Below are 23,225 nucleotides of genomic sequence, written 5' to 3'. Positions count from 1 at the left end.
GGTGCTCCCGGGGCCGGGCCTCGCGTGAGAGTACGACGACCTCAGACGACCTCAGTCGCCGATTCCCGCCAGTTCCCGCAGCCGGCGCGCCTGCGCCGCCCGTTCGGCGGAGCGCTGCTCGTCGAAGGACCGCCCGGCGGCCCCCTGGAGCAGCGCCTTGGTCTCGATCACCGCGCCCCGCGGAGCGGCCAGCAGGGCAGCGGCGAGGTCGCGGGCGGCGGCGTCCAGCTCCGCACCGGGGACGGCCAGGTTGGCCAGTCCGATCGCGGCGGCCTCCTCCGCGCCGACCCAGCGGCCGGTCGCGCAGATCTCCAGCGCCCGGGCGTAGCCGACGAGTTCGACCAGCGGCTTGGTCCCGGCCAGGTCGGGGACCAGGCCGAGCGAGGTCTCCTTCATCGCGAACTGCACGTCGTCGGCGACCACCCGCAGGTCGCAGCCGAGGGCGAGCTGGAAGCCCGCGCCCACGGCGTGGCCCTGGACGACCGCGATGGAGACCAGGTCGGCGCGGCGCCACCAGGTGAAGGCCTCCTGGTAGGAGGCGATGGTGTCGTCGAGTTCCTTGTCCTCGGAGCCCGCGAGCTGGAGGAAGGTGGGCTCGCCGGGGATGCCCTCGGGGGTGAACATGGCCCGGTCCAGCCCGGCGGAGAAGGAGACGCCCTCCGCGCGCAGCAGCACCACCCGGACGCTGCCGGGCAGTTCGCGCCCGGCGGCGGCAAGGGCGCGCCAGAGCGCCGGGGACTGGGCGTTGCGCCGCTTGGGCTGACAGAGGGTGACGACGGCGAGCTCGCCGTCGATCTCCAGGCGGACGCCGTCCCGCTCCCAGCTCGGGGCCTGCGGGTCGGTGGCGGGAGCGGTCATGCGGGGGACCTCCGGTGGCGAGGGACGTGGCTACCGGAGAGTAACAAACCTGGGCGCGGACGGGCAGGGTGCGGGCCCGCGGAGATCGGAACGAGGGGCGGCGCCCGGGGCCCGGACATGACGATCGGCGGCCGGTCCGCTCGACCCGAGGGCGGACGCCCGGCTGGGGCCAGCCGTCGTCTCCTCGGTCGGCGCCGTGCCGCCGCGTCATCCAGCCATGTGCTGACGGACCGTCAGGAACCAGCCCCAGCAGTCGCCTTGTTCTTGCCCCGCGTGGCACCACCGCGGCCCCGGAGGATCACTCCGGACTCGCTCAGCATCCGGTGCACGAAGCCGTACGAACGACCGGTCTCCTCCGCGAGAGCGCGAATGCTCGCCCCGGAGTCGTACTTCTTCTTGAGATCGGCCGCGAGCTTCTCACGCGCGGCACCGGTCACCCGGCTGCCCTTTTTCAGAGTCTCGGCCACCCGTGCCTCCTCGTAGCGTTGCTCGGTCAGATTCCCATGATCACCCATCCACCGCGTCCTGGCCACCCATTCGACAAGGTCGATGTCGCAAATGCGTGGTCCTGCGGTGGTGATCCGAGCGCATCAGGGCGCTCACGCAGAGTGCACGCCCCCGAGGGAATTCCGCCGTTCGCCGTGAAAGGGCTGATCAGCAGCGGTCGGCCGGACCACGATCGAATGGCGGCCCGACGGGAAGTCCTCAAACGGAATCCGGGTCTACTTCATTCCCGGACACGCCGTGGGGACTAGATTTTCTGGTCCGAAAAGCGGATGCGGCGTCTACTTCCGGTCAGGCCAGCGAGACCAGGTCGGCGTAGGCCGGGCTCCAGAGGTCCTCCACCCCGTCCGGCAGCAGGATGATGCGCTCCGGCTGGAGCGCGTCCACCGCCCCCTCGTCGTGGGTGACCAGCACGACCGCGCCGCTGAACTCGCGCAGCGCCCCGAGGATCTCCTCGCGGCTGGCCGGGTCGAGGTTGTTGGTGGGCTCGTCCAGCAGCAGGACGTTGGCGGAGGAGACCACCAGGGTGGCCAGCGCCAGACGGGTCTTCTCACCGCCGGAGAGCACCCCCGCCGGCTTGTCCACGTCGTCGCCGGAGAACAGGAAGGACCCGAGGATCTTGCGGATCTGCACCAGGTCGGTGTCCGGCGCGGCCGAGCGCATGTTCTCCAGGACGGTGCGGTCCGGGTCCAGCGTCTCGTGCTCCTGGGCGTAGTAGCCGATCTTCAGACCGTGGCCCGGGATCACCTCGCCGGTGTCCGGCGCCTCCACCCCGGCCAGCATCCGCAGCAGGGTGGTCTTGCCCGCGCCGTTGAGGCCGAGCACCACGACCCGGGAGCCGCGGTCGATCGCCAGGTCGACGCCGGTGAAGATCTCCAGCGAGCCGTAAGACTTGGACAGGTCGCTCGCGGTCAGCGGGGTCTTGCCGCAGGGGGCCGGGTCCGGGAAGCGCAGCTTGGCGACCTTGTCGCTCTGGCGCACCTGCTCCAGCCCGGAGAGCAGCTTCTCGGCGCGGCGGGCCATGTTCTGCGCGGCCACCGTCTTGGTCGCCTTGGCGCGCATCTTGTCGGCCTGCGCGTTCAGGGTCGCGGCCTTCTTCTCGGCGTTGGCCCGCTCGCGCTTGCGGCGCTTCTCGTCGTCCTCGCGCTGCTGCTGGTACTGCTTCCAGCCCATGTTGTAGACGTCGATGCAGGAGCGGTTGGCGTCCAGGTAGAAGACCTTGTTGACGACCGTCTCGACCAGGTCGACGTCGTGCGAGATGACGATGAAGCCGCCCTTGTAGGTCTTCAGGAAGTCCCGCAGCCAGGCGATCGAGTCGGCGTCCAGGTGGTTGGTGGGCTCGTCCAGCAGCAGCACGTCGGAGTCCGAGAACAGGATCCGGGCCAGCTCGACGCGGCGGCGCTGACCACCGGAGAGGGTGTGCAGCGGCTGGCCGAGGATGCGGTCCGGCAGGCCCAGCGCGGCGGCGATGGTGGCGGCCTCCGCCTCGGCGGCGTACCCGCCCTTGGTCAGGAACTCGGTCTCCAGCCGGGCGTACTTCTTCATCGCGTTGTCCCGGGTGGCGCCCTTGCCGTTGGCCATCCGGTCCTCGTTCTCGCGCATCTTCTTCAGCACGGTGTCGAGGCCGCGCGCGGAGAGGATGCGGTCCTTGGCGAGGACGTCCAGGTCACCGGTGCGCGGGTCCTGCGGGAGGTAGCCCACCTCGCCCGAACGGGTGACCGTACCGGCGGCCGGCAGGCCCTCGCCGGCCAGCACCTTGGTGAGCGTGGTCTTCCCGGCGCCGTTGCGCCCGACCAGACCGATCCGGTCACCGGCGGCGACCTTGAAGCTCGCGGACTCGATGAGGATCCGGGCACCGGCACGCAGCTCGAGGGCGTTGGCGGAAATCATGGCTGGGCACTACTCCTGGGACGTGGGCGGGCGGCCGGGTACGGGCCCGGGCAGCGGGAAGAGGGCTTCATCGGCGGTCGGCGCGGTGGAAGGTGGGGCGCCGCCGCCCGCTATTGCCCGGAGAAGATAGCCATGACGGCCAGTCTACCGGGCCGTGCGGAACTCCCCGGGTTACCGCCCGGGGGTACCGGAAGCACCCTCCGCTACGGCTGCGCCGGGTCCGGCTGGTCGGTCGCGGGAGCCGCCGGGCCGGCCGGGGCCGCCGGGTCGCCCGTGGCGGCGGGCGCGTCCGTGGCGGCGGGCACGTCCGTGGCGGCGGGCACGTCCGCCGTCGGGTTCGGGTTCGGGTTCGACTGCGCCGACGGGTCCGCGCAGCCGTCCTGCGGGCGGACGGCGGCGAACGGCGCGTCCACGGCGCCGCAGGCCGTCTCGGGCGCGGCGGCCTTGGTGTCGAACACCCGGGGCGGGACGATCGGGCCGTCGGTGATCTCCACCCGGCTGGCGTCCAGCACCTTGATCGTCGCGGTCGGCCCGGTGCTCATCGCCCAGCCGTTGCTGTCGAGCCGGTAGCCGGTGATGCCGCCGGAGACGGCCACCCCGCTGCCGTTGGTGCAACTGCGCGGGATGAGCACCGCGTAGTCGGTGTGGACGGTGCGCAGCGGGTCGTAGAGGCAGCCGTTGGCGGGGCGGTCGTTGTAGCGCAGGTCACCGTCGACGTCGCGCAGGCCCATGGTCAGGTTCGGGGTCACCACGGCCAGCCAGGGCGAGCCCGCCCGCTGGACGGTGTGCAGCGCGGCGGCGGCCCGCTGGGTGGCCGTCTGCTTGCGCTGCGCCTCGGTGCGCTTGTCGGCCCCGGGCTCGCCGGCGGCGCGCAGGTAGTCCGCGAGGCCGGGCACCGCGCGGTGCCAGCGCACCTCGTGGTCGCCCGGACGCACCGAGGTGACCAGGCCGTCGTCCCAGACCACGATGGCGTTGTCGCCGGCCATCGCCACGGAGAGCGCCTCGGCGCCCTCGCGCCGGTAGGACCAGGCCCGCTCCCCGGTCGCCTTGTGGTACGCCTCCAGCGCGGGGCCGACCACCTTGAGGTCCAGGTCGGCCGAGTCGACCGACTGCGAGTTCACCGGGGTCGCCTCGGCGTCGCCCGGCCCCGCCACCCGGTCGCCGAACGGCACCGGCTTGTTCGCGTGCGCCGCCGCACCGGCCGCAAGGACCAGCATCACCGCCAGGGCAGGCAGGACTGACCGGGGGGTGAGAACACGCGGCGGCTTCCAGGACACGGCCGGAGCGTACCTGTCACCGGGCGGGCGAGTCAGCCGGGAAACGCCGCTCGCACGTGGTGTCGGCCGTGCGCCCGCCGACGTGCGCCGGGCCGGTGCGCCCGCCCGCCCACCTGCGTCGTCGGCTCCCGGACGGGGCGGCGCGGCGCTCCGCGGTAGGCCCCGCAGGCCCGTTCGGAACGTTACAGAGCTGATACACGGACGCCTCCGGTCGGGGTCTTGCGGCAGACGGCGTTCGAATATCGCCCACTTTAGGGTGACATTCGCCTGCGCCGCCCGCCGACGGTCCTACTGTCGGCGAGCGTGGCGCCACCGTCCGTCGCCGCGCCCGTCCGCCCCCGCTCGCGACGCCCGGAGGAGAGACCATGCGCATCGGCCGTCTGACGCTGGCCGCCGCCGCTCTGCTGCTGATGGCCACCGCCAGCGTCCCGGCCGGGACGCCGCTCAGCCAGACGGAGCGGCACAGCCTCTCCTCGGACGCCTTCGAACCGCGCGGCGCCGCCCCCCGCCCGCCGGTCCAGCGGCCGCCGCACGAGCCGCCGTTCGGTGCCTTCGTCGGCTCCTGGGACACCTACATCCCGCAGATCGGCCAGTACGCCCGCTGGCTGGGCGACGCGAACATGCAGGTCGGCCACACCTACCTGGCGGGCAACGGCTGGGCCGACATCGAGGGCGAGCCGGTGGTGCTCGGCATGTGGTCGCAGTGGCGGCTCGCCGACCCGTCCCGGATGCTCGTGCTCGGCGTGCCGATGCTGGTGCCCAACGAGGCGAACGTGCCGGACGGCACGGTGGCCAAGCTGCTCGGCCAGGGCGCGCGCGGGGACTTCGACAGCCACTTCCTGCGGCTCGCCCGCCGTCTGGTCGCCCTCGGCGGTTCGGACACCGTCATCACCCTCGGCTGGGAGATGAACGGCGTCACCTACACCCACCGCTGCAAGCCCGACCCCACCGCGTGGAAGGCGTACTGGCGGCGGATCGTCGGGGTGATGCGTTCGGTGCCCGGCCAGCGGTTCCGCTTCGACTTCACCCCGAACCGAGGGCTGGACGCCATCGCGTGGACCAGGTGCTACCCCGGTGACGACGTGGTCGACATCATCGGCACGGACAGCTACGACCAGCCGGCCGGGAGCACCTTCGACGACTACGTGCGCGAGCCCTACGGCCTCCAGGACCAGGTCGAGTTCGCGGCCAAGCGCGGCAAGCCGGTCTCGTACCCGGAGTGGGGGCTGTTCCGCAACGGGGACAACCCCGAGTTCGTGCGCCGGATGGTCGACTGGATGCGCACCCACGACACCGCCTACCAGACCGTCACCGACTACTGCCCGCACGGCTTCTACCAGTGCCGGAGCAACCCGCGCTCGGCCGCGGTCTTCAAGCAGCTGATGTCGGGTTCGAAGGGGGCGCCGAGCGCGGTGCCGACGGCGCCGCCCGCCCCGGTCGTGCCGGTGGCGCCGAGCGGCCCGGCCGTACCGACCCCGCCCGCACCACCGACCCCGCCGACCCCACCGAGCCCGTCCGCGGCGGCCGGCACGCCCGGTGGTGCGGCGGCGAGCCCCTCGGCAGCAGCTGCCTCGCCGAGCCCGTCCGCGCCGGGGACGCCCTCCCGGCGGTGACCGGCGGCGGGGTCCCGCGGACGGCCGGCCCGCCGCCGCTCAGCCGTGCCGGCGAGCCAGCAGCCACTCCTTCAGCCGGGGGAACCGGCTGCTCAGCAGCTCCGCCGCCGCCCGGCGCGCCTGCACCGCCCCGGCCCGGACGGCGGCCGCCGGGGCCACGCCGGCCGGTCCCAGCAGCAGCCGCTGGTTGTGCAGCCGGTCCGGCCGCCAGCGCTGCTTGTACGGCTCCTGGCCGCGCAGCAGCCCGAGCACCGGGATGTCCGCCCCGATCGTCTCGTCCAGGGCCGCGCCGAACAGCAGCCCGGCGATGTCCAGCCGCTCGCGCAGCGCCGGGTGGGCGCCGTAGAGGTACAGGCCGCCGAAGGACGGGCAGAGCAGCAGCAGGTTCACCGCGACCAGTTCGCCGTCCAGGTGGAACCGGTGGACGGCCGCCCGGCCGGTGGCGACGAGCCCGGTGGTGGACTCGGTCAGGTGGTCGGCGAAACGCTTCGTCCGGTGCTCCGGGGTGACGCCGCGGCCCTGCCACTGCAGGAAGTGCAGCCGCAGCAGCCCCTCCAGGGCGGCCGGCACCTCGGCCGGCGGTGCCGAGCTGACCTGCACCCCGGCCTCCGCGATCTTGCGCAGCTTCACCCGGCTGCGCTGGGCGGTCTTGCCGGGCACCCGCTTGAGCAGCCGCTCCATCGGGACGGCCGGGAGGTACTGGCAGAGCGAGTCCGGGTGGCGGCGGCGCGATCCGCGCCAGTGCTCGTACACCTGCTGCACCGCCGCTTCGGGGTGCACCTCGCGCAGCTCCAGCCAGTGCCAGGGCCGGGTGAGCGGGAGGGCGGCGGCGAACTCGGCGGCGGCCCGGTCGGCGCACTCGTCGTCGAGCAGGACGTCGCCGTAGTCGACCAGCCCGGCCCCCAGACCGGTCAGGCCGCCGAACGGACCGGGTCGCCGCATGAAGGCTCCCGCGCCGACCAGCCGGCCGTCCCGGCGGACGACCACCACCCGCAGGGCGCCCGGGCGGCCGTAGTGGCGCCACCAGGACCGCTGCCAGGCGGCGGCCTGGAAGGACGTGGCCGTCCGGCAGCGGGCGAACAGGTCGTCCCACTCCTCGGCGAGGGTGTCCAGGGCGTCGTCCTCGCGGCGCAGCTCGGTGGTCCAGACGGGCGCGGCCCCCTGGGCCGGCAGCCGGGCGGGGCGGGCCTCGGTGCTCATCGCTTGCTCCCGGTGGCCGCCTTCTCCTTCTCCTTCGCCGGGGGCTTGGCGGCGGTCTTCCGCCCGGCCTCGGGCGCGGGCTCGGCCGCAGGCTCGGGCGCCGACTCGGCGCCGGCCTTGGACTCCGTCGTGGCGGCGCGCTCGGGCTCGGTCCCCGTGTCGGCCTTGGACGACGCGGCCCTGGTGGCGGTCCTGGGCTCGGTCCTGGTGGCGGTCCTGGCCGCGGTCCTGGAGCCGGCCTCGGTCCCGCGGCGCGGGCGGGGGGTGGCCGGAGCCCCGGCCGCCTCGGCCGCCCCGGCTTCCCCGGCCGCCCCGGCTTCCGCCGTCCCGGCGGTCCGCGGGCCCGACGGGTCCGACGCGGCCAACGGCTCCGGCGGGGCCGACGGGGCCTCGGCGGCCTCGGGCGCGGCGGCGTCCCCGCCCCGGCGGCGGGTCATCATCACCAGCGACCCGACCAGCACCCCGGCCGCGCCGCCCACCGCGACGTCCAGCTCGGCGGAGGGCGTGGTCGGCTTGTCCGGCTCGGAGGCCGGAGCCAGCGTCACCAGCCGGACGTTGGTGTCCTTGCTGCTGGTGTTGGCGAAGGTGACCAGCGAGCGGGCCACCGCGTCGGCCGTCCGGGCGGCCTCGTCGGCGCGGGTCCCGGTGCCGGTGATCTCGATCATCGGGGCGTCCGGGGAGGTCGTGCCCGCCACCAGCGACTCCAGCTCGGCCCGGGTGCGGCCGGTCTCGGCGGCCGCGACCGCGAGGACCTGCGGCTGGCCCGCCAGCCGTCCGTAGGCCTGGGCGAAGTTGGTCGCGGTGCCCGCCTCCCCCGGGTTCTGCGGCACCACGAGGACGTAGGCGGTGGCCGAGTACGACGGGTGCGAGACGACGGCGTACCCGGCGCCGGCCGCGGCGCCCAGCGGCACCGCGAGCACCACCGGCCACCAGCGGCGGACCAGGCGACGGGCGCTTCGGCGCGGTGTGGTCATGGGTGTGGCTCCTTGGGTGTGGGACGGCGGTTCCGGCGGCGGGCGGTCAGACGCGGGCCAGCCGGTCGTAGAGCGCGCCGAGGTCGGCGGCAACCCGGGCGATGTCGTAGTGGCCGACGGCCGGGGGGTGCGGCAGCGGGTCCGCGGTGTGGCCGCTCAACTGCCGCAGGTCGCGCAGCGCGGCCGCGTAGGCGGCCGGCTCGGAGGGGATGCGGCGGGCCTGCGGGGCGGCGCTGGGCGGCAGTTCGTCCAGCGCCGGGCAGGCGCTGTGCCGCACCGGCAGCCCGGCCGCGAGGCCCTCCAGGACACCGAGGCCGAAGGTCTCCGCGGTGGAGGGGGCGGCCAGCACGTCCATCGCGGTCAGCAGGTCGGGGACGTCGTCGCGCTCGCCGGTGAGCACCAGCCGCTCCGCGATGCCCAGTTCGACGGCCCGCTGCTCCAGGGCGGCCCGCTCGGGGCCCTCGCCGACCAGCACCAGCCGGGTGGCCGGATCGAGCTCGGCCAGCGCCTCCAGCAGTACCTCGAAGCGCTTGCCGGGCACCAGCCGGCCGACCCCGCCGACCACCCAGCCGCGCTCCGGCAGGCCGAGCTCCGCCCGCACCCGGCGGCGGACGGCGGCCCGCTCCGCGGGCGGGCGCAGGTAGCCGGCGGTGTCGATGCCGTTGGGGATCAGCTCGATCCGGGCCGGCGGCACGCCCCAGGACCGCAGGGTCTGGGCGACCTGCCGGGACACCGCGACGGTCGTGCTGCCGAGCCGTTCGGCCGCCAGGTAGAGGCCCTTGACGCCCCGGGTGACGGGGCGCCCCTCGATCACCCCGGCGTGCAGCGAGTGCTCGGTGGAGACCACCGCGCGCACCCCGGCCAGCCGCGCGGCCAGCCGGCCGTACAGCTGCGCCCGGTAGAGGTGGGTGTGCACCAGGTCGTAGCGGCCGGCCCGGACCAGCCGGACCAGCCGGGGCAGCGCGCCGAGGTCCCGGTTGCCGCGCATGCCGAGGTGGTGGACGGCCACGCCGTCCGCCCGCAGCGCTTCGGCGACCGCGCCGGGGTTGGTCAGGGCGAGCACCTCGCACCGCTGGTGCGCCGGCAAGTGCCGCAGCAGCAGGTGGAGTTGGCGCTCGGCTCCGCCGGAGGCGAGCCCGGTGACGATGTGCAGGACCCTCACGGCCGACGCTCCCCGCGGCCGCGGCGCAGCTCGGTGACGGCGTCGCGCAGCAGGTGCCGCCCCTTCTTGGCCCGCAGCCGCCAGGCGCCGTCGCGGTCGCCGACGTAGCAGCGCGGCAGCGCGAAGCGGCCGGTGAGCGGGGAGTGGGCGATCGCGCAGGCGTAGTCGTAGCCGGCGTCGCGCACGGCCAGGGCGGCGGGCCGGTCGACGGCGCCGTACGGGTAGCAGAAGCCGGTGACCGGGCCGCCCACGACCTCCTCCAGCAGGCGCCGGCTCTCCCGGGTCTGCACCGCGAGGACGTCGGCGGGCAGCCCGGGCAGGGCCTGGTGACCGAGGCCGTGGGAGCCGATCTCCCAACCGGCGGCGGCCAGTTCGGTGACCTCCTCGACGGTGAGCAGCTTCTTGCGCGGGCCTTCGGAGTCCCAGCCGTTGTCCTGCCCGAGCAGGTCGGCGACCACGTACGCGGTGGCGGTGAAGCCGTACGCCTGGAGGATCGGCACGGCGTAGCGGGCGAAGTCCGCGTAGCCGTCGTCGAAGGTCAGACCGACCAGCTTGTCGTCCCGGCCCTGGGCCCGTGCCCGCATCAGCTCGCGGACGGAGACGCCGCGCCGTCCGCGCCGGTGCAGCCAGCCGATCTGCTCGGCGAACCGCTCGGGGCTGACGGTGAGTTGGTACGGGTCCTCCTCCTCGACGGCCACCGAGTGGTACATCAGGATCCACGGCGAGGAGGAGCCGGGGGCGGCCGGTTCGCCGGCCGGACGGCGGCTCCTGGGCAGTCGCGCCCGGTCGGGCGGGGCGTTGGTGACGCCCGCCTGGGCCGAACGGACGGTTCCCCGTTCATTGTCCATGGGGAAGCTTCCCTTCATCGGCGACGGTTGGCGGGTTCAGAGGTCCGGTGGGCGCCCCGGTCGCCGGGGTCCCGGCCCCGGTGTGCGGGTTCAGGAGCCGCGCGGCGGCGAGGACCGGGCCGCGCACCTCGGGGGCGCCGAGGCCGGTGCCGACGGCGGCGAAGACCAGCGCCACGGTGAGGCCCCCGAGGAGGGTCGAGAGCAGCGGATCGCCGACCAGGCCCGCGACGGCGCCGCCGAGGGCGGTGGCACCGGCGGCGGAGGCGACCAGCCGTCCGTGGCCGCCGAGCACCCGGCGCAGCCGCAGCGGGATTCCGCGCAGCACCAGGCCGCGCAGCAGCAGGGCAGCGGCGGCGGTGATCCCGGCGGCGTTCCCGGCGGCGAGGCCGAGGGCGCCGAAGCGGCCGGTGGTGAGCACGCCGACGGTGACGGTGACGCCGAGGCCCAGCAGCATCGCGGCGGTCGGGTACCAGTCCAGGAGCCGGCGGCCGCAGTCCCCGGTGCGCGGGTCGTCGGCCCGGCGGACCACCGGGCGCAGCGAGAAGTACGGGCGGATCATCACGCCGATCAGCGCCTGGGCGGGCAGGCCGAAGCTGTACACCCGGATGACGGCGGCGGTGGCGGCGGTGTCGCCCGGGCCGAAGGCCCCGCGTTCGAACAGCAGCGAGACCACCGAGGGGGCGCAGGCCATCAGGAAGGCCGTGCCGAGCAGGACCACCGCGGCCGCCTGGCCGAGGTCCTTCTCGACCCGGTCGCGGGCGCCGGTGAGGTCCCCGGCCGCCAGTGCCCGGGCGACCAGCGGGAAGGTGACGGTGCAGATGAGGATGCCCGCCGTCATGGCGAGTTGGGACACCTTGGCGGCGTAGTTGAGGTGCGAGATGGTGCCGGGCGGCAGGGCGGAGCCGAGGTAGCGCTCGACGAACACCTGCGACTGCCGGGTCAGGGTGAAGGCCGCCACCGGCAGCAGGGCCAGCGGCATCAGCACCAGCGTGTGGCGGGAGGAGCGCCGGCCGCGGCCGCCGGCGGCCCGGCCCCGGCGCAGCCGGCGCAGGAACGGGCCGACCAGCAGACCGGCCATCAGCAGGCTGCCGAAGGCCACGCCGAGGGCGGCGGAGCGGACGCCGAGGTGGCTGTGGAAGCCGAGCAGCAGGGCCAGGATGCCGACGTTGTAGGCGACGTAGATCCCGGCCGGGGCGGTGAAGCGGTGGTGGGCGCGCAGTGCGGCGGCCAGGTAGCCGACCACTCCGAACGGCAGCACGGTGACCGCCGTGATCCGGGTGCACGTCACCGCGAGGCCCGGGTCGGGCAGCCCGGGGGCGAGCAGCTCGACCAGCTGGGGGGCGCCGAGCGCGGCCGCCAGGGCGAGGCCGCTGAGGGCGAGCAGCAGCCAGGGCAGGGTGGCGCGGACGAGCTGGCGGACGGGGTCGGGAGCGTCCGGGTCCTCCTCGCGCAGCACCAGGGTGAGGGCGAAGGCGGGCACCATGAGGAAGGACATGGCGTCCTCGATCAGCAGCGGCGCGGCCGTCTCCGGGACGGTCCAGGCGACGAGGAAGGCGTCGGTGCCCTGGTTGGCGCCGAAGTAGCGGGCGAGCAGGAGGTCGCGCAGCAGGCCGAGGCCGGAGCCGGCCGCGCTGAGCAGGGCGGTGATGCCGAAGGCCTTGGCGAGGAAGCCGCGCCGGGGCACCGGGCCGGGCCCGGGGGCCGTGGGCCGGGCGGGGGCGCTGCGCGGGGCCGGGAGGGTGGAGGCGACCGCGGAGTGGTCGGTGGTCACCGTGTCATCGCCCGCTCGCCGCGTTCGGCGCCCGCGTGCCCCTCGGGCTCGGGCGGGGCCTGCTCCGGGGCGGCGGCGCGGGCCGCGAGGCCGAGGACGACGGAGGTCAGCACGGTGGTGGTGCCGCCGATGTCGGCGTAGAGGAAGTCGACCAGCACCCAGCTGAGCAGGGCGAGCGCGGCCAGGGTCGGGCCGTCCCGGTGGCCCGGGCCCGGCGTCGGGCCGCGGCGGCTCCGCAGGCAGCCGAGCAGCAGGCCGAGGAAGAGCGCGAGGTAGGCGGTGACGCCGATCAGGCCCTGCTCGCTGAGCACCAGGAAGTACATGTTGTGCGGCGAGAGCAGCGGTTCGCGCTGGAAGCCGATGGTGGAGTCGGCGGCGTCGCTGCCCGAGGAGAGCCGCAGCGGGGCGTGGCTGTCGCGCAGCTTCGGGAAGGCCTTCGGTCCTGCGCCGTGCACGGGGTGGTCCTGCCAGATCCGCCCGGCGGTGGCCCACAGGTCGTAGCGGTCCGAGACGGACTGGTCGGGGGCGGCGGAGACGGAGCCGATCGAGCTGAGCCGCTCGGTGACCCCGGAGGCGCCGAGGCCGAGGCCGCCGACCAGGACGACCGCCGCGGCCAGGCCGAGGACGGCGCCGCGCACCAGTAGCCGGGCGTCCGCGCGCAGCAGCAGGACGGTGGCGGCCACGCCGGTGGCGATCCAGCTGCCGCGGCTGAACGAGACGGCCAGCGGGAAGGCGAGGAAGGCGGCGGCCGCGAACATGGCCCGGCGCAGCCGGACGTTCCCGCCGGGCCGGCGTTCGCCGAGGGCCAGGGCGAGGGCGGCGAGCAGCCCGTAGCTGACCACGGTGGACATCGCCATGATGTCCAGGGCGCCGAAGGTGCCGACGGCGCGGATCGGCTGGCCGGTGTAGGAGGCCCCGGTGCGGGTGAGGTACTGGTGGGCGCCGACCGCGCCCTGGATCAGCGCGGCGAGCACGAAGGAGCCGAGGACCAGCCGCTGGTCGCCGCGGTCGCGCAGCGAGCAGAGCACGGCGGCGGGCACCAGGACGAACACCTGGGTGAGCCGGACGAAGCCGGTGAGGCTGGTGGCCGGGTCGATCGAGCCGACGGTGGCGACGGCGGCGGCGACCACGATGCCGCCGAACAGGGCGCAGGTGGCGCGGCTGAGCGCGGGCAGCCGGCCGCGCAGCAGGTTCAGCGCGGTGAGGGCGACCAGGGCGAGCGAGGCGACGTCGGCGGCAGTGACGTGGACGGCGGCGGTGACGTCCTTCTCGCCGGTGGGCACGCAGACCAGCAGGACGGTGGCCGCGGCCAGCAGGCTGGGCCGGTCCGCGAGTGCGGGCAGGGCCCGCCGTAAGGCGGGGCGCGGGAGGGCCGAGAGGGTGAGGGCCACGCGGGGTCAGCTCCCGTCCGGGTGGAGCATCATGGCCGCGGTGCGGCACAGGATCTTGACGTCCTGCCAGAGGCTCCAGCTCTCGATGTAGCGGTTGTCGAAGCGGGCCCGGTCCTCGATCGAGGTGTCCCCGCGCAGGCCGTTGACCTGGGCGAGGCCGGTGAGGCCGACGGGCACCCGGTGGCGGTCCGCGTACTCGGGGTAGGCCTGGCTGAACCGCATGACGAAGTAGGGGCGTTCGGGGCGCGGGCCGACCAGGCTCATGTCGCCGCGCAGGACGTTCCACAGCTGCGGCAGCTCGTCCAGCGAGCTCTTGCGCAGCAGGCGGCCGACGGCGCCCATCCGCTGGTCCTGGGAGATGTTCCAGCGGGTCGCCGACTCGTGCTCGTTGCTGGGGCGCAGGGTGCGGAACTTCAGCACGGTGAAGACCCGGCCGTCCAGTCCGGTGCGCTGCTGGCGGAAGAGCACGCCGGGGCCGGTGTCGAAGCGGACGGCGAGGGCGCAGAGCGCCAGGACGGGGGCGAGCAGCAGCAGGCCGAGGGCGGCCGCGGTGACGTCCAGGGCCCGCTTGACGGCCCAGCCGGGGCGGCTCGTGGCCGGGCGGCCGATCCGCAGGCAGGGGAAGCCCCACAGGTGGTCGTCGCCGGAGATCGGGGCGGTGGGCAGCGAGCCGAACTCGCGCAGCGCGGGGACCAGCCAGACCTGGCAGCCGAGTCGGACGGCGTCGCGCAGGGCGGCGGCGGTCTCCGCCTCGTCGGCGGCGCCGGCGGTGGCGATCACGTGCTGGACGCGGTGGCGGCGGACCTCGCGTTCGAGGACCTCGCGGCCGCCGAGGACGGGCAGGTCGGTGCCGCCGGCCAGCAGCGGCGGGTCGGCGTCCAGGAAGCCGACCGGGCGCATCCCGTACTCGCCGTGCTCGCCCAGGGCGGCGGCGACCTTGCGGCCGAGCCGGCCGGCGCCGAGCACCAGGACGGGGCTGGGGCGGCTGCAGCGGATCCGCCGGACCAGGTGGTAGAGGACGCCCCGGCCGACGGTGGCGATCAGCAGTTGGGCGCCGAGCAGGACGGTGAGGCGGGCCGGGGTGGCCGGTCCGCAGTCGGGCCAGCGGCCGTCCAGGCAGCCGGCCAGGGTGACGGCGAAGGCGGTGGCGACCACGGCGCGGACGGCCAGCGCCGGCAGTTCGTCGAGGACGGACAGGGTGAGCCTGGTGCGGTAGAGGCCGCCGGTCAGGTTGAGCAGCAGGAGCAGCGGCAGGACGGCGGCGACGCCGAGCAGCGGGGGGCGGGGGAACGCCGGGTCGACGGCCCGGTTGGCGATGCCGGCGGCGGCGGACAGTGCGATCGCGTCGACCTGGACCAGAGCGAGCGGCAGGGCGAGCCGGGAGCGGATCGCCCTGCGGTGCCGGCGCGGCGGCGGGACCGCCCGGGTGTGCGCCGACCCGGCCGGCCGGTCGAGCAGCCCCGTGGAGGGCCGCCGCGGGCCGGACAGGGGCCCTCCGGATCGCGGCACGCTGTCGTGGTCAATGGTCATCAGCGCACGAACTCCCCTGCTGTGTGCCCGGGGTGACGACGCCCCGGCACCGATAGGCGTGGAGCGGCCGTCCCGGCCCGGTGGGCGAGGTCCTGACAGCACCTGCTACCGCTGGCGGCTTTCGGTTCTCCCGCGTCGGGCCCGATCGTGGAACGGCCGGCCGTACGGGACGCGGTCGTGGCGGGCTCGGGCGAGGATTTCCGGGACGGAATCGAAACGAAGCAGGCAAAATCCGACAATACCGAATCCGGCGATACGGTCAGGAAGTTGACTTGCCGTTTCATTCCAGCCGCCCATTAATAGGTATTTCCGACTTGACGCCCCGCCCCTTATCCGGTTGAGGGTGCGAATACGACAGCGCCTGGCCGGCGGGCATTCACGGCATGTGAAACGATCAGATCCGCTCTGGGACACGGGCCCGGCGCCGTCCGGCGGCCGGGCCGGCCCCCAGCAGATGGCGGTAGAGCACGTCCACCTGTTCGACCACCGTGCGGACGTCGTGCCGGGCCACCACGTGGTCGCGCAGGCGGGCACCGCGTCGCTCACACTCGATCGGATCGGACAGCGCTTCCGCCATTCGGGTGGCGAGCGCGGCCACGTCCTCCGGCGGCACCACCGCCTGCTCCCGCGCCGCCTGCGGCAGGCACTCGCGCGCCCCGGGCACGTCGGTCAGCAGCACCGGACGGGCGGCCGCCATCGCCTCCAGCGGAGCCAGCGCCATGCCCTCCCAGCGCGAGGGCAGCACCACCAGGTCGGCCGCCGCCAGCCACGGGCGCGGATCCGGCACGTCCCCGACCAGCCGGACCCGGGACGGCTCTGCCGTCTCCCGCACCGACTCCGCGAGCCGCTGCTCGTCGGGACCGCCGCCCACCAGTGCCAGCCGGGCCTGCGGCACCCTCCCCAGCACCTCCGGCCAGGCGGCCAGCAGCACGTCCTGGCCCTTCTGCCGGCACAGCCGCCCGACGCAGACGGCGAGCGGGGCGTCCAGCTCCAGCCCGAGCGCGATCCGGGCGGCCCGGCGGTCGGCGGGCGCGTAGTGGCGCACGTCCACGCCGTTGGGCACCACCGCCCAGTCGGCGTGGATCCCGGCGGCGACGCCGTCCGCGCGCTCCTGGACGCTCACGCACAGCAGCCGGTGCGCCCAGCGGGTCGCGAACCGCTCCCAGCGCAGGGTGGCGGCGGCCATCGCGCCGTCCACGGCGGCGAAGGACCAGGCGTGCGGCTGGAAGACGGTGGGGACCAGGCCGCGTACGGCCAGCCGGCCGGCCAGTCCGGCCTTGGCGCTGTGCAGGTGGACCACGTCGGGCCCGGCGGCGCGGACGATCCGGCGCAGCCGCCAGGCCTCGGCGGCGGTGGACGGGCCGGGCGAGCGCTCGGCCGGCCAGTCCCGGACCAGCGCGCCCGCGGCGGCGGCCTCCTCGGCCAGCCTGCCGCCGCCCGGGCAGGCGACCAGCACCCGGTGGCCGGCCTCGCGCTGCCCCCGGACGAGATCGACGACGACGCGGGCGACTCCGCCGTCCACCGGCTGCGAAATGTGAAGGATCGTCATATGCACGGTTGGCGAGCCTAGGGTGGCTCCCCCGTGCGGGGAGGTCCGCGTCACCCGCAGGTGGCGGGCCGTCCACCCGTACGGCTTTCGGGTCGTACGGGTGGACGGGACGTTCGAAACTCCGGCCGATTCGGCGGTCCCGCCGCGGCGGACTCCAGCGGACCTCAGCGGACCTCGGCCGACCGTGGCAGACCTCGGCCGACCGTCGGCAGACCTCAGCCGACCTCGGCGGCCAGGTTGGCCAGCACCTGGTCGTGGATCCGGTTCAGGCCCTTGGGGGCGAAGGTGCGCTCGAAGAAGCCGCCGATGCCGCTCGCCCCCTGCCAGGTGGCGGTGACGGTGACCTTGGTCCGGCCCTCGCCGGCGGCCGCGACGGTCCAGGTGATCACCATGCTGGAGTTGGCGTCCCGCTCCACCAGCTGGTCGGGCTTGGGCGCGGAGACGGTGAACAGGCAGTCGCGCACCCGCTTCTCGGTGGCCTGCAGCTTCCAGTGGACCTGGGTGCCGGCACCCGTGCCGCCGACCCGGACCTCGTACTCGCTGTACTGCGCGGGCAGCAGCTTCGGGCGGGTCACCTGGTAGTCGGCCAGCGCCTCGTACACCCGCTCGGGGGCCGCGTCGTAGACCCGCTCGGTGGTGGCCTGCACCTGTCCCATGACCTTGCTCTCCTCGTCTGGTGGGTACCGCTCTGGCGTACCGCTGTCCCGGCAAGCCAATCACAGCGGCGGCCCCGCGACGCGGCGGGATAGGGTGGCCGGTGTGCTCGATCTGGTGACTGCGCTGCGCTACGTGGACCCGCTGCGGGCGGGCGGCTCGGTGCCGGGCGTCGTGGAGACGGACGACCTGGGAACGTACGTGGTCAAGTTCACCGGCGCCGCCCAGGGCCGCAAGGCGCTGGTGGCGGAGGTGATCGTCGGTGAGCTGGCCCGCCGGCTGGGCCTGCGGGTGCCCGAGCTGCGGCTGGTGGACTTCGACCCGGCGGTGGCCGCGGACGAGCCCGACACCGAGATCCAGGACATGCTCAGGGCCAGCGGCGGCCTCAACCTGGGGATGGACCTGCTGCCCGGAGCGCAGGACTTCCGGCCGGGGATGGTCCCGGTGGACTCCGCCGAGGCCGGGCGGGTGGTCTGGCTGGACGCGCTCACCGGCAACGTCGACCGCACCGTGCACAACCCCAACCTGGTGGTCTGGCACGGCCGGCTCTGGCTGATCGACAACGGCGCCGCGCTGATCTTCCACCACCGCTGGGCGAGCGCCGGCGCCTCGGTCGGCAAGCGCTACGACCTCAGCGCCCACGCGCTCGGCGGCTCGGCCCCGGACGTCCGGCTGGCCGACGAGGACCTCGGGCCGCTGGTCACCGTGGCACTGCTGGAGGAGGTCCTGGCGCTGGTCCCGGACGAGTGGCTGGCCGACGAGCCCGGCTTCGACTCGGCGGACGCCGTCCGGCAGGCCTACGTCGGCCATCTGGCCGCCCGGGTGGTGCTCTCGGAGGAGTGGCTGCCGGAGGGCTTCGCCACCCCCGAGCAGCTCCGCGAGGCGGAGGTGCGGCGTGCGGCCCGCACCCGGGCCGGTCGGCCGGCCTGGCTGCAGGAGGTGCCGGACCTGCACGGCAAGCCGTCGGTGGAGACGGTGTGGGAGCACCACTTCGAGTGAGGGCGGCGCGCTCGGGCGGCCGCCACCGGTCCGCCCCGTCGCCCGGCCGGGGCCGGCGGCCCGGGTACGGGTGCCCGAACGCGACGGGGAGCGGGACCGTCGGTCCCGCTCCCCAACTCGGCTTTCAGTGTTCGGCGTTCAGCACTCGGCGCACGCTCGGCGCGCCGTGGTCAGTGCCTCACCGCCACCACTGGACCGCCTTCTCGGCGTTGATGATGCCCGCGCCGTAGAAGCCGTTGTCGTCCGCACCGCCCTCGCAGGTGGCCTTCCACTGGCCGGTGGCGCCCGGGTTGAACTCGCCGGTCGGGCAGGCGTGGGACTCGGCCTGGTTGGTGAGCAGCTCGGTCAGCTCGTCCGGGCTGGCCCACGGGAAGGTGGAGGCGAGCAGCGCGACCACACCGGTGACGTGCGGGGTCGCCATCGAGGTGCCCTGCATGTAGCCGTACTTGTTGCCCGGGATGGTGGACAGGATCCGACCGTTCTTGTCCGGGGTGTCCGGGATCTGGTAGCGGGCGTCGCCACCCGGCGCGGCGACGGTCACCACGCCCTTGCCGTAGCTGGAGTAGTACGACTTCTCGCCCTTGACGCCGACCGCGGAGACCGCGACGACACCGGGCAGCTCGGTCGGCAGCGACAGGCAGTCGTTGGTGACCGGGCGGGTGCCGGGGGTGGTGTCGTCCGGGCTGGAGACGTCGGTGGTCTTGTGCGCCAGGTCGATGTTCTCGTTGCCCGCCGCGGCGACGTTCAGGACGCCCTTGCGCTGCGAGAACTCGACGGCCTTACGGACGGCGTCGGTGATCGCGGCCTGGTCCTTGTCGTTCTGGCAGTTGAACATCCACGGGTCGACGTAGTAGCTGTTGTTGGTCACCTTGAAGCCGTGCTCGCCGGCCCAGACGAAGCCGCAGATCGCGTTCTCCGGGTAGATCATGCCGGCGTCGTTGACGACCTTGACCGCGGCCAGCTTGACGTTCGGGGCGACACCGATGACGCCCTTGCCGTTCTGGGCGGCGGCGATGGTGCCGGCGACGTGGGTGCCGTGGTCGCTGGTGGTCGGCTGCCAGGCCTTCCAGTCGGTGTTCGGCGCGCCGTCGAGACAGGAGACCGACTGCGAGGCGTCCACGTTGGCGGCCAGGTCCTCGTGGGTGGCGTCGATGCCCGAGTCCAGCACGCCGACGGTGACGTTGCGGCTGCCGAGCGAGAGCTTGTGCGCCTTGTCGACACCGATCTGGCGCATGTCCCACTGGTTGGGCTCGTACGGCTCCTGGCCGGCGGTGGCGGCACCGACGGGCTCGGCGGCGACCTCGGCCTTGCCCTGGTCGGCGGCGGTGATGCCCTTGGTGCGGCTGGCACCCACGGAGTCGACGCCCTTGGCCAGGCGCAGCTTCTCCGCGAACTTGGTGTCGTTCGAGCGGGCGATCACGACGCCGATCTGCTCGTACGAGTGGACCACCGTGCCGCCGAGGCCGGTGACGGCCTTCTCGACCTTCTGCACCTGCCCGTGGTTGGCCTTGGTGTTGACGACGTAGCTGAGCAGCGGACCGGTCGTCGGGTCGCCGGTGGGCGCCGCGACGGCGGTGCCGGCCGGCAGCGCGAGGGCGCCGGCGGTGGCGAGCACGACGCCCACCGCCGCGTACCGGGTCCGGCTGATCCGAGGAACTCTCATTGGGGTTGGCCCTCCCGAGTCGTCAGGCGGCAACTGCGGTGTGGCAGGTGCGCTGGGAATGACCGGACGCTAATGAATATTCGCTGATATGCGCAAGAGGTAGTCATCTAATCGTCACATCTCAACCAACACCGGAGGTTGGGAGTCCGCGACTCACCAGCGAAAACAGCGTAAAGATTGTTAAAAAGTGATGGTTCGCCGACGAGCCGACCGGCTCGGCCGACCTCGGTGCCGTCGCGTCAGAGCGCGTACAGGCGGCGGGCGTTGCCGGCCGCGACCATCCCCGCCAGGCGCTGGGCGTCCGCCTCCGAACAGGCCCCGTCGGCCCGCCACTCCGCCAGCAGCCCACCCAGTCCGTGTCGGAACTGAGCGGCGCCCACCAGGAACAACTCGGGCAGTCCGTAGGCGTCGGTGGAGAACAGCAATTTGCCGAAGGGCGCGAGCTCGAGCATCTCACCGAGGACGGCTGCCACCCGCGGCCCGGTGTAGGAGGCCGTCAGCCCGAGGTCCGTGTGGACCGTCGGGAAGGCCTGGGCCAGCCAGGCGGCCTGCCGGTGGTACGGGTAGGCGTGCAGCAGCACCAGCGGCACACCGCTCGGCTCCGCGGCGCGGATGAAGTCGGTCAGCAGGGACGGGTCGGCCCGGTGCAGGGTGAGGTCGGGATCGCCGAAGCCGGTGTGCAGTTGGATCGGCAGGCCGAGGTCGGCGCAGACGTCCACGGCCGTCCAGAGCAGGTGGTGCAGCAGGACCGGATCGGTCAGCCGCTCGCGCCCGCCCCGCAGCCGGCGGCCGGCGGCGGCCACCACGGCGGCGTGCGGGGGCCGTTCGGCCGGTGCGGCCAGACCGTGCCGGTAGGCCAGCACCGACTTGACCGCGACGGCCCCGGCGGCGGCCGCCGCGAGCGCCTCGCCGACGGCCCGGGGCCAGTCCCCGGCGTCGGCCGTCACCGCCTCCGCGACCGTCTCCAGGCGGACCACCTCGCGCACCGCCGCACCGGTGACTCCGGCGAGTTCGGTCAGCGGCAGCAGCTCCTGGCCGGCGGCGGTGGTCAGCCCGGTGTCCACCAGGTAGGTGTCCAGCCCGGCGGCGGCGAGCAGCCGGCGGGTGGCCTCGGCGGCGCCCAGCTCGCGCCGCCGGGCCAGGTAGTCGGCGGCCGTGGTGTGCGCGGGCAGGCCGAGGGCGGGCGGGCACCAGCGCCGCACCGCCAGGCCGAGGGCACTGTCGAAGGGCGAGCAGCCGGGCGCCGGCGGCCGGTCGGACTCGGTGAGCAGGCCGGCCAGCGCGTCGTCGGCGAGCTCGGCCGCCACCACGCTGTGGCAGTGGTGGTCGACCAGTTCGGGGGCCTCCAGCCGGGCCACCGGTCAGTACCGCCAGCGGGTGGCCGCGACCAGCTGCTCGGGCCCGGCGGAGGCGTACTGCTCGGCCTCGGCCCGCCGCACCGCCAGCACCGCCTGGTACAGCGGCTCGCCGAGCGCCTCGCGCAGCACCGCCGAGCGCTCGTAGGCGGCGATCGCCTCGGCCGGCCCCTGCGGCAGCCGGGGCACCGTGCCGGGCTCGGCCGCGGCCGGGTCCCCGGTGAACTCGGGTGGCAGCGTGCCGCGCCGCTCCAACCCGGCGAGACCGGCGGCGATCACCCCGCCGACCGCCAGGTACGGGTTGGCGCTCGCGTCGAAGCACTTGACCTCGGCGTTCGCCGCGGCGGCCCGCTCCCCGGTGGAGCCCGTGACCAGCCGCAGCGCGGCCTCCCGGTTCTCCAGGCCCCAGCACTGGTAGGCACCGGCCCAGTGCTGGGGCACCAGGCGCAGGTACCCGGCCGGGCTGGAGCAGCCCAGCACCAGCAGTGCGGGCAGCGCGTCGAGCACCCCGGCGAGGAAGCCCTCGGCCTCGGCGGTCAGGCCGTGCGGCCCGGGGCCGCCGTGGCCGAGGTTGCGGCCGTCCCGCCACAGGCTGAGGTGCAGGTGCCCGCCGTTGCCGACCGCGCCGGGCTCGACCACGGGGGCGAAGGAGACCCGCAGGCCGTGCCGGGCGGAGACGGCGCGGATGGTGTGCCGGACCAGCACCGACGTGTCGGCGGCGCCGACCGGGCCCTCGGGGGCGACCGAGACCTCGAACTGCCCCGGGGAGTACTCGGGGTGGATCTGCAGCACGTCCAGCCCCTGGTGGTCGAGGGCGCGCAGGACGTCGCGCAGGTAGTCGGAGAGGTCGGTGAGCCGGTGCATCCCGTAGGCCGGGCCGTGCGTCGGGTACCGGGGCGCCTCCTGCGGGGGGCCGTCCAGGGCGACCACCCACTCGACCTCGATGCCCGCCTTGAGGCTCAGCCCGCGGGCGGCCGCGGCGGCCTCCGTCCGCCGGGCGAACAGCCGCTGGCAGCCCGGGTGCGGGCCGCCGGCCTGGGTGTGGCGGTCCCCCGGGGCCCAGGCCCAGCCGGGCTGGGCGGCCAGCGGGACGAGCCGGTCGAGGTCCGGGTAGAGCCTCAGGTCGCCGGTGGGGCCGCCGATGATCGGGCTGGTGGTGCTGGCGTCGTCGGCGAGGAAGACGTCGAAGCAGGGCGCCGTGCCGATGCCCCACTCGGCCGTGTGCACCAGACCGCCGACCGGCACCGCCTTGACCCGGGTGATGCCCGCGTTGTCCACCCAGGTGACGGCCACGGCATCGACGGCGGCGGTGCGCAGCCGGTCGGCCGCCGCCTCGGCCCGCTCGGCGCGCTCGGCCCGCGGGGGCAGCGCGACGGCGGCCGCGAGGGCGGCGTCACCGCCCGGCTCGGCGGGGTCGGCGGTACGGGCGGCGCGGGCGCCGGCGGTTCCGAGGCTCATGTCACCATGTTGCCCCTCCCCTTGGGGGTCTGTAACTCCCCTATCGAGTGGTCCAAACGGAGGACCGTCCTCCCGTTCACCCGTTCGGGGCGGGCACCTAGGCGTGCACCGGGAGCGTGGAACCCGGTGCGCCGGGGTCGGCGGACGCCGTGCACCCGGAGCCGCGAACACCCCTGCGCCAGCGGGGCGTTGGGTGATCGGGCGGGTGGGGCCGTGGGCCGGCCGTCGGCGCGGTGGCCACTCCGGTGCGGCCGCCCCGCCACTCGGCGGCGTCGCCCCGGAGCCCGATCGGAGCCCCGACGCGGAGCCCGACCCGCGCCCCGGCCCGGAGCACGCCCGGCGCCACCCCGGGGTCGGCGAACACGGTGAAGGGCCCGCCCCGGACCCGACGGATTTCCCGCCCGCACCCCTTCCTACCGACCAGTAGCTTCGCTACAGTGGCCGGACACGCACCACCGCCGGGCTTCGGGAGCCGCACCGGCGGGAGGTCGCACCGCCGCGTCCGCGGCGGGCGCGGTGCGTCTTCACC

General features: G+C 74.9%; 18 protein-coding genes. 2 read left to right on the top strand and 16 right to left on the bottom strand.

The window, feature by feature from the left end; translation table 11 throughout:
- Nucleotides 1-51: 51 nt before the first annotated feature.
- The 4 genes from ABT247_RS04425 to ABT247_RS04410 all read right to left on the bottom strand — a co-directional run bounded on the left by ABT247_RS04425 (nt 52) and on the right by ABT247_RS04410 (nt 4,469).
- Nucleotides 52-858, bottom strand: coding sequence for an enoyl-CoA hydratase/isomerase family protein (locus ABT247_RS04425; RefSeq protein ID WP_350737748.1), 807 nt, complete (start codon nt 856-858; stop codon nt 52-54).
- Nucleotides 859-1,091: 233 nt separating this feature from the next.
- Nucleotides 1,092-1,325: a helix-turn-helix domain-containing protein gene (locus ABT247_RS04420; RefSeq protein WP_030059940.1), complete on the bottom strand. Its 234-nt coding sequence runs from the start codon at nt 1,323-1,325 to the stop codon at nt 1,092-1,094.
- A gap of 328 nt (nt 1,326-1,653) precedes the next feature.
- A complete protein-coding gene (gene abc-f / locus ABT247_RS04415) occupies nt 1,654-3,252 on the bottom strand; it encodes a ribosomal protection-like ABC-F family protein (RefSeq protein WP_350737745.1) in 1,599 nt (532 codons plus the stop codon).
- A gap of 203 nt (nt 3,253-3,455) precedes the next feature.
- Nucleotides 3,456-4,469: a PQQ-binding-like beta-propeller repeat protein gene (locus ABT247_RS04410; protein ID WP_350737742.1), complete on the bottom strand. Its 1,014-nt coding sequence runs from the start codon at nt 4,467-4,469 to the stop codon at nt 3,456-3,458.
- 425 nt (nt 4,470-4,894) lie between these two features.
- Here ABT247_RS04410 and ABT247_RS04405 point away from each other — a divergent pair, with 425 nt between their 5' ends.
- Nucleotides 4,895-6,142, top strand: a complete 1,248-nt coding sequence (locus ABT247_RS04405) for a glycoside hydrolase family 26 protein (RefSeq protein ID WP_350737739.1) — start codon at nt 4,895-4,897, stop codon at nt 6,140-6,142.
- A gap of 39 nt (nt 6,143-6,181) precedes the next feature.
- On the opposite strand, the gene ABT247_RS04400 is transcribed toward ABT247_RS04405, so the two are convergent.
- The 9 genes from ABT247_RS04400 to ABT247_RS04360 all read right to left on the bottom strand — a co-directional run bounded on the left by ABT247_RS04400 (nt 6,182) and on the right by ABT247_RS04360 (nt 17,223).
- Nucleotides 6,182-7,342, bottom strand: a complete 1,161-nt coding sequence (locus tag ABT247_RS04400; RefSeq protein WP_350737736.1) for a GNAT family N-acetyltransferase — start codon at nt 7,340-7,342, stop codon at nt 6,182-6,184.
- Nucleotides 7,339-8,316: a Wzz/FepE/Etk N-terminal domain-containing protein gene (locus ABT247_RS04395; protein ID WP_350737734.1), complete on the bottom strand. Its 978-nt coding sequence runs from the start codon at nt 8,314-8,316 to the stop codon at nt 7,339-7,341. The genes ABT247_RS04400 and ABT247_RS04395 overlap by 4 nt, the downstream gene beginning before the upstream one ends.
- 46 nt (nt 8,317-8,362) lie before the next feature.
- Nucleotides 8,363-9,478, bottom strand: a complete 1,116-nt coding sequence (locus tag ABT247_RS04390) for a glycosyltransferase (RefSeq protein ID WP_350737731.1) — start codon at nt 9,476-9,478, stop codon at nt 8,363-8,365.
- A complete protein-coding gene (locus ABT247_RS04385) occupies nt 9,475-10,326 on the bottom strand; it encodes a polysaccharide deacetylase family protein (protein WP_350737728.1) in 852 nt (283 codons plus the stop codon). Before ABT247_RS04385 ends, ABT247_RS04390 begins: the two co-directional genes overlap by 4 nt.
- On the bottom strand, nt 10,316-12,097 hold the full coding sequence (locus ABT247_RS04380) for a lipid II flippase MurJ (protein ID WP_350737725.1): 1,782 nt from the start codon (nt 12,095-12,097) through the stop codon (nt 10,316-10,318). Before ABT247_RS04380 ends, ABT247_RS04385 begins: the two co-directional genes overlap by 11 nt.
- Nucleotides 12,094-13,488: an O-antigen ligase family protein gene (locus ABT247_RS04375; protein ID WP_350737721.1), complete on the bottom strand. Its 1,395-nt coding sequence runs from the start codon at nt 13,486-13,488 to the stop codon at nt 12,094-12,096. Before ABT247_RS04375 ends, ABT247_RS04380 begins: the two co-directional genes overlap by 4 nt.
- Nucleotides 13,489-13,494: 6 nt before the next feature.
- The gene (locus tag ABT247_RS04370) at nt 13,495-15,018 is read right to left on the bottom strand and encodes a sugar transferase (protein WP_350737719.1); all 1,524 of its coding nucleotides are present in this window, start codon (nt 15,016-15,018) and stop codon (nt 13,495-13,497) included.
- A 394-nt stretch (nt 15,019-15,412) separates the two neighbouring features.
- Entirely contained in the window at nt 15,413-16,567 is a 1,155-nt protein-coding gene (locus ABT247_RS04365) for a glycosyltransferase (protein ID WP_350737716.1), read from the bottom strand.
- Nucleotides 16,568-16,782: 215 nt separating this feature from the next.
- The gene (locus ABT247_RS04360; protein ID WP_350737713.1) at nt 16,783-17,223 is read right to left on the bottom strand and encodes an SRPBCC family protein; all 441 of its coding nucleotides are present in this window, start codon (nt 17,221-17,223) and stop codon (nt 16,783-16,785) included.
- A gap of 103 nt (nt 17,224-17,326) precedes the next feature.
- Between ABT247_RS04360 and ABT247_RS04355 the strand changes: the two genes are divergently transcribed.
- Nucleotides 17,327-18,220, top strand: coding sequence for a HipA family kinase (locus ABT247_RS04355; protein WP_350737710.1), 894 nt, complete (start codon nt 17,327-17,329; stop codon nt 18,218-18,220).
- Between the two features lie 178 nt (nt 18,221-18,398).
- Here ABT247_RS04355 and ABT247_RS04350 read toward each other — a convergent pair whose 3' ends face one another.
- The 3 genes from ABT247_RS04350 to ABT247_RS04340 all read right to left on the bottom strand — a co-directional run bounded on the left by ABT247_RS04350 (nt 18,399) and on the right by ABT247_RS04340 (nt 22,696).
- Nucleotides 18,399-19,883: a S8 family peptidase gene (locus tag ABT247_RS04350; RefSeq protein ID WP_350737707.1), complete on the bottom strand. Its 1,485-nt coding sequence runs from the start codon at nt 19,881-19,883 to the stop codon at nt 18,399-18,401.
- Between the two features lie 239 nt (nt 19,884-20,122).
- Nucleotides 20,123-21,241, bottom strand: a complete 1,119-nt coding sequence (locus ABT247_RS04345) for an amidohydrolase family protein (protein WP_502892379.1) — start codon at nt 21,239-21,241, stop codon at nt 20,123-20,125.
- A gap of 3 nt (nt 21,242-21,244) precedes the next feature.
- Nucleotides 21,245-22,696 (bottom strand): type I glutamate--ammonia ligase, encoded by a 1,452-nt coding sequence (locus ABT247_RS04340; protein ID WP_350737704.1) that lies wholly within the window; start codon nt 22,694-22,696, stop codon nt 21,245-21,247.
- Nucleotides 22,697-23,225 lie beyond the last annotated feature (529 nt).

Origin of the sequence: Kitasatospora sp. NPDC001539 (assembly GCF_040298565.1) — a bacterium.
Classification (GTDB): domain Bacteria; phylum Actinomycetota; class Actinomycetes; order Streptomycetales; family Streptomycetaceae; genus Kitasatospora.
The sequence above is the reverse complement of the archived record's forward strand: the minus strand, read 5'-3'. Positions and strand labels throughout refer to the sequence as shown.

What these genes read in the sequence shown, in the direction of transcription:
- ABT247_RS04400 (WP_350737736.1), bottom strand. Translation starts at nt 7,342, where the DNA reads ATGAGCACCGAGGCCCGCCCCGCCCGGCTGCCGGCCCAGGGGGCCGCG.
- ABT247_RS04360 (WP_350737713.1), bottom strand. Translation starts at nt 17,223, where the DNA reads ATGGGACAGGTGCAGGCCACCACCGAGCGGGTCTACGACGCGGCCCCC.
- ABT247_RS04370 (WP_350737719.1), bottom strand. Translation starts at nt 15,018, where the DNA reads ATGACCATTGACCACGACAGCGTGCCGCGATCCGGAGGGCCCCTGTCC.
- ABT247_RS04385 (WP_350737728.1), bottom strand. Translation starts at nt 10,326, where the DNA reads ATGGACAATGAACGGGGAACCGTCCGTTCGGCCCAGGCGGGCGTCACC.
- ABT247_RS04350 (WP_350737707.1), bottom strand. Translation starts at nt 19,883, where the DNA reads ATGAGAGTTCCTCGGATCAGCCGGACCCGGTACGCGGCGGTGGGCGTC.
- abc-f (WP_350737745.1), bottom strand. Translation starts at nt 3,252, where the DNA reads ATGATTTCCGCCAACGCCCTCGAGCTGCGTGCCGGTGCCCGGATCCTC.
- ABT247_RS04405 (WP_350737739.1), top strand. Translation starts at nt 4,895, where the DNA reads ATGCGCATCGGCCGTCTGACGCTGGCCGCCGCCGCTCTGCTGCTGATG.
- ABT247_RS04410 (WP_350737742.1), bottom strand. Translation starts at nt 4,469, where the DNA reads ATGCTGGTCCTTGCGGCCGGTGCGGCGGCGCACGCGAACAAGCCGGTG.
- ABT247_RS04425 (WP_350737748.1), bottom strand. Translation starts at nt 858, where the DNA reads ATGACCGCTCCCGCCACCGACCCGCAGGCCCCGAGCTGGGAGCGGGAC.
- ABT247_RS04395 (WP_350737734.1), bottom strand. Translation starts at nt 8,316, where the DNA reads ATGACCACACCGCGCCGAAGCGCCCGTCGCCTGGTCCGCCGCTGGTGG.
- ABT247_RS04365 (WP_350737716.1), bottom strand. Translation starts at nt 16,567, where the DNA reads ATGACGATCCTTCACATTTCGCAGCCGGTGGACGGCGGAGTCGCCCGC.
- ABT247_RS04340 (WP_350737704.1), bottom strand. Translation starts at nt 22,696, where the DNA reads ATGAGCCTCGGAACCGCCGGCGCCCGCGCCGCCCGTACCGCCGACCCC.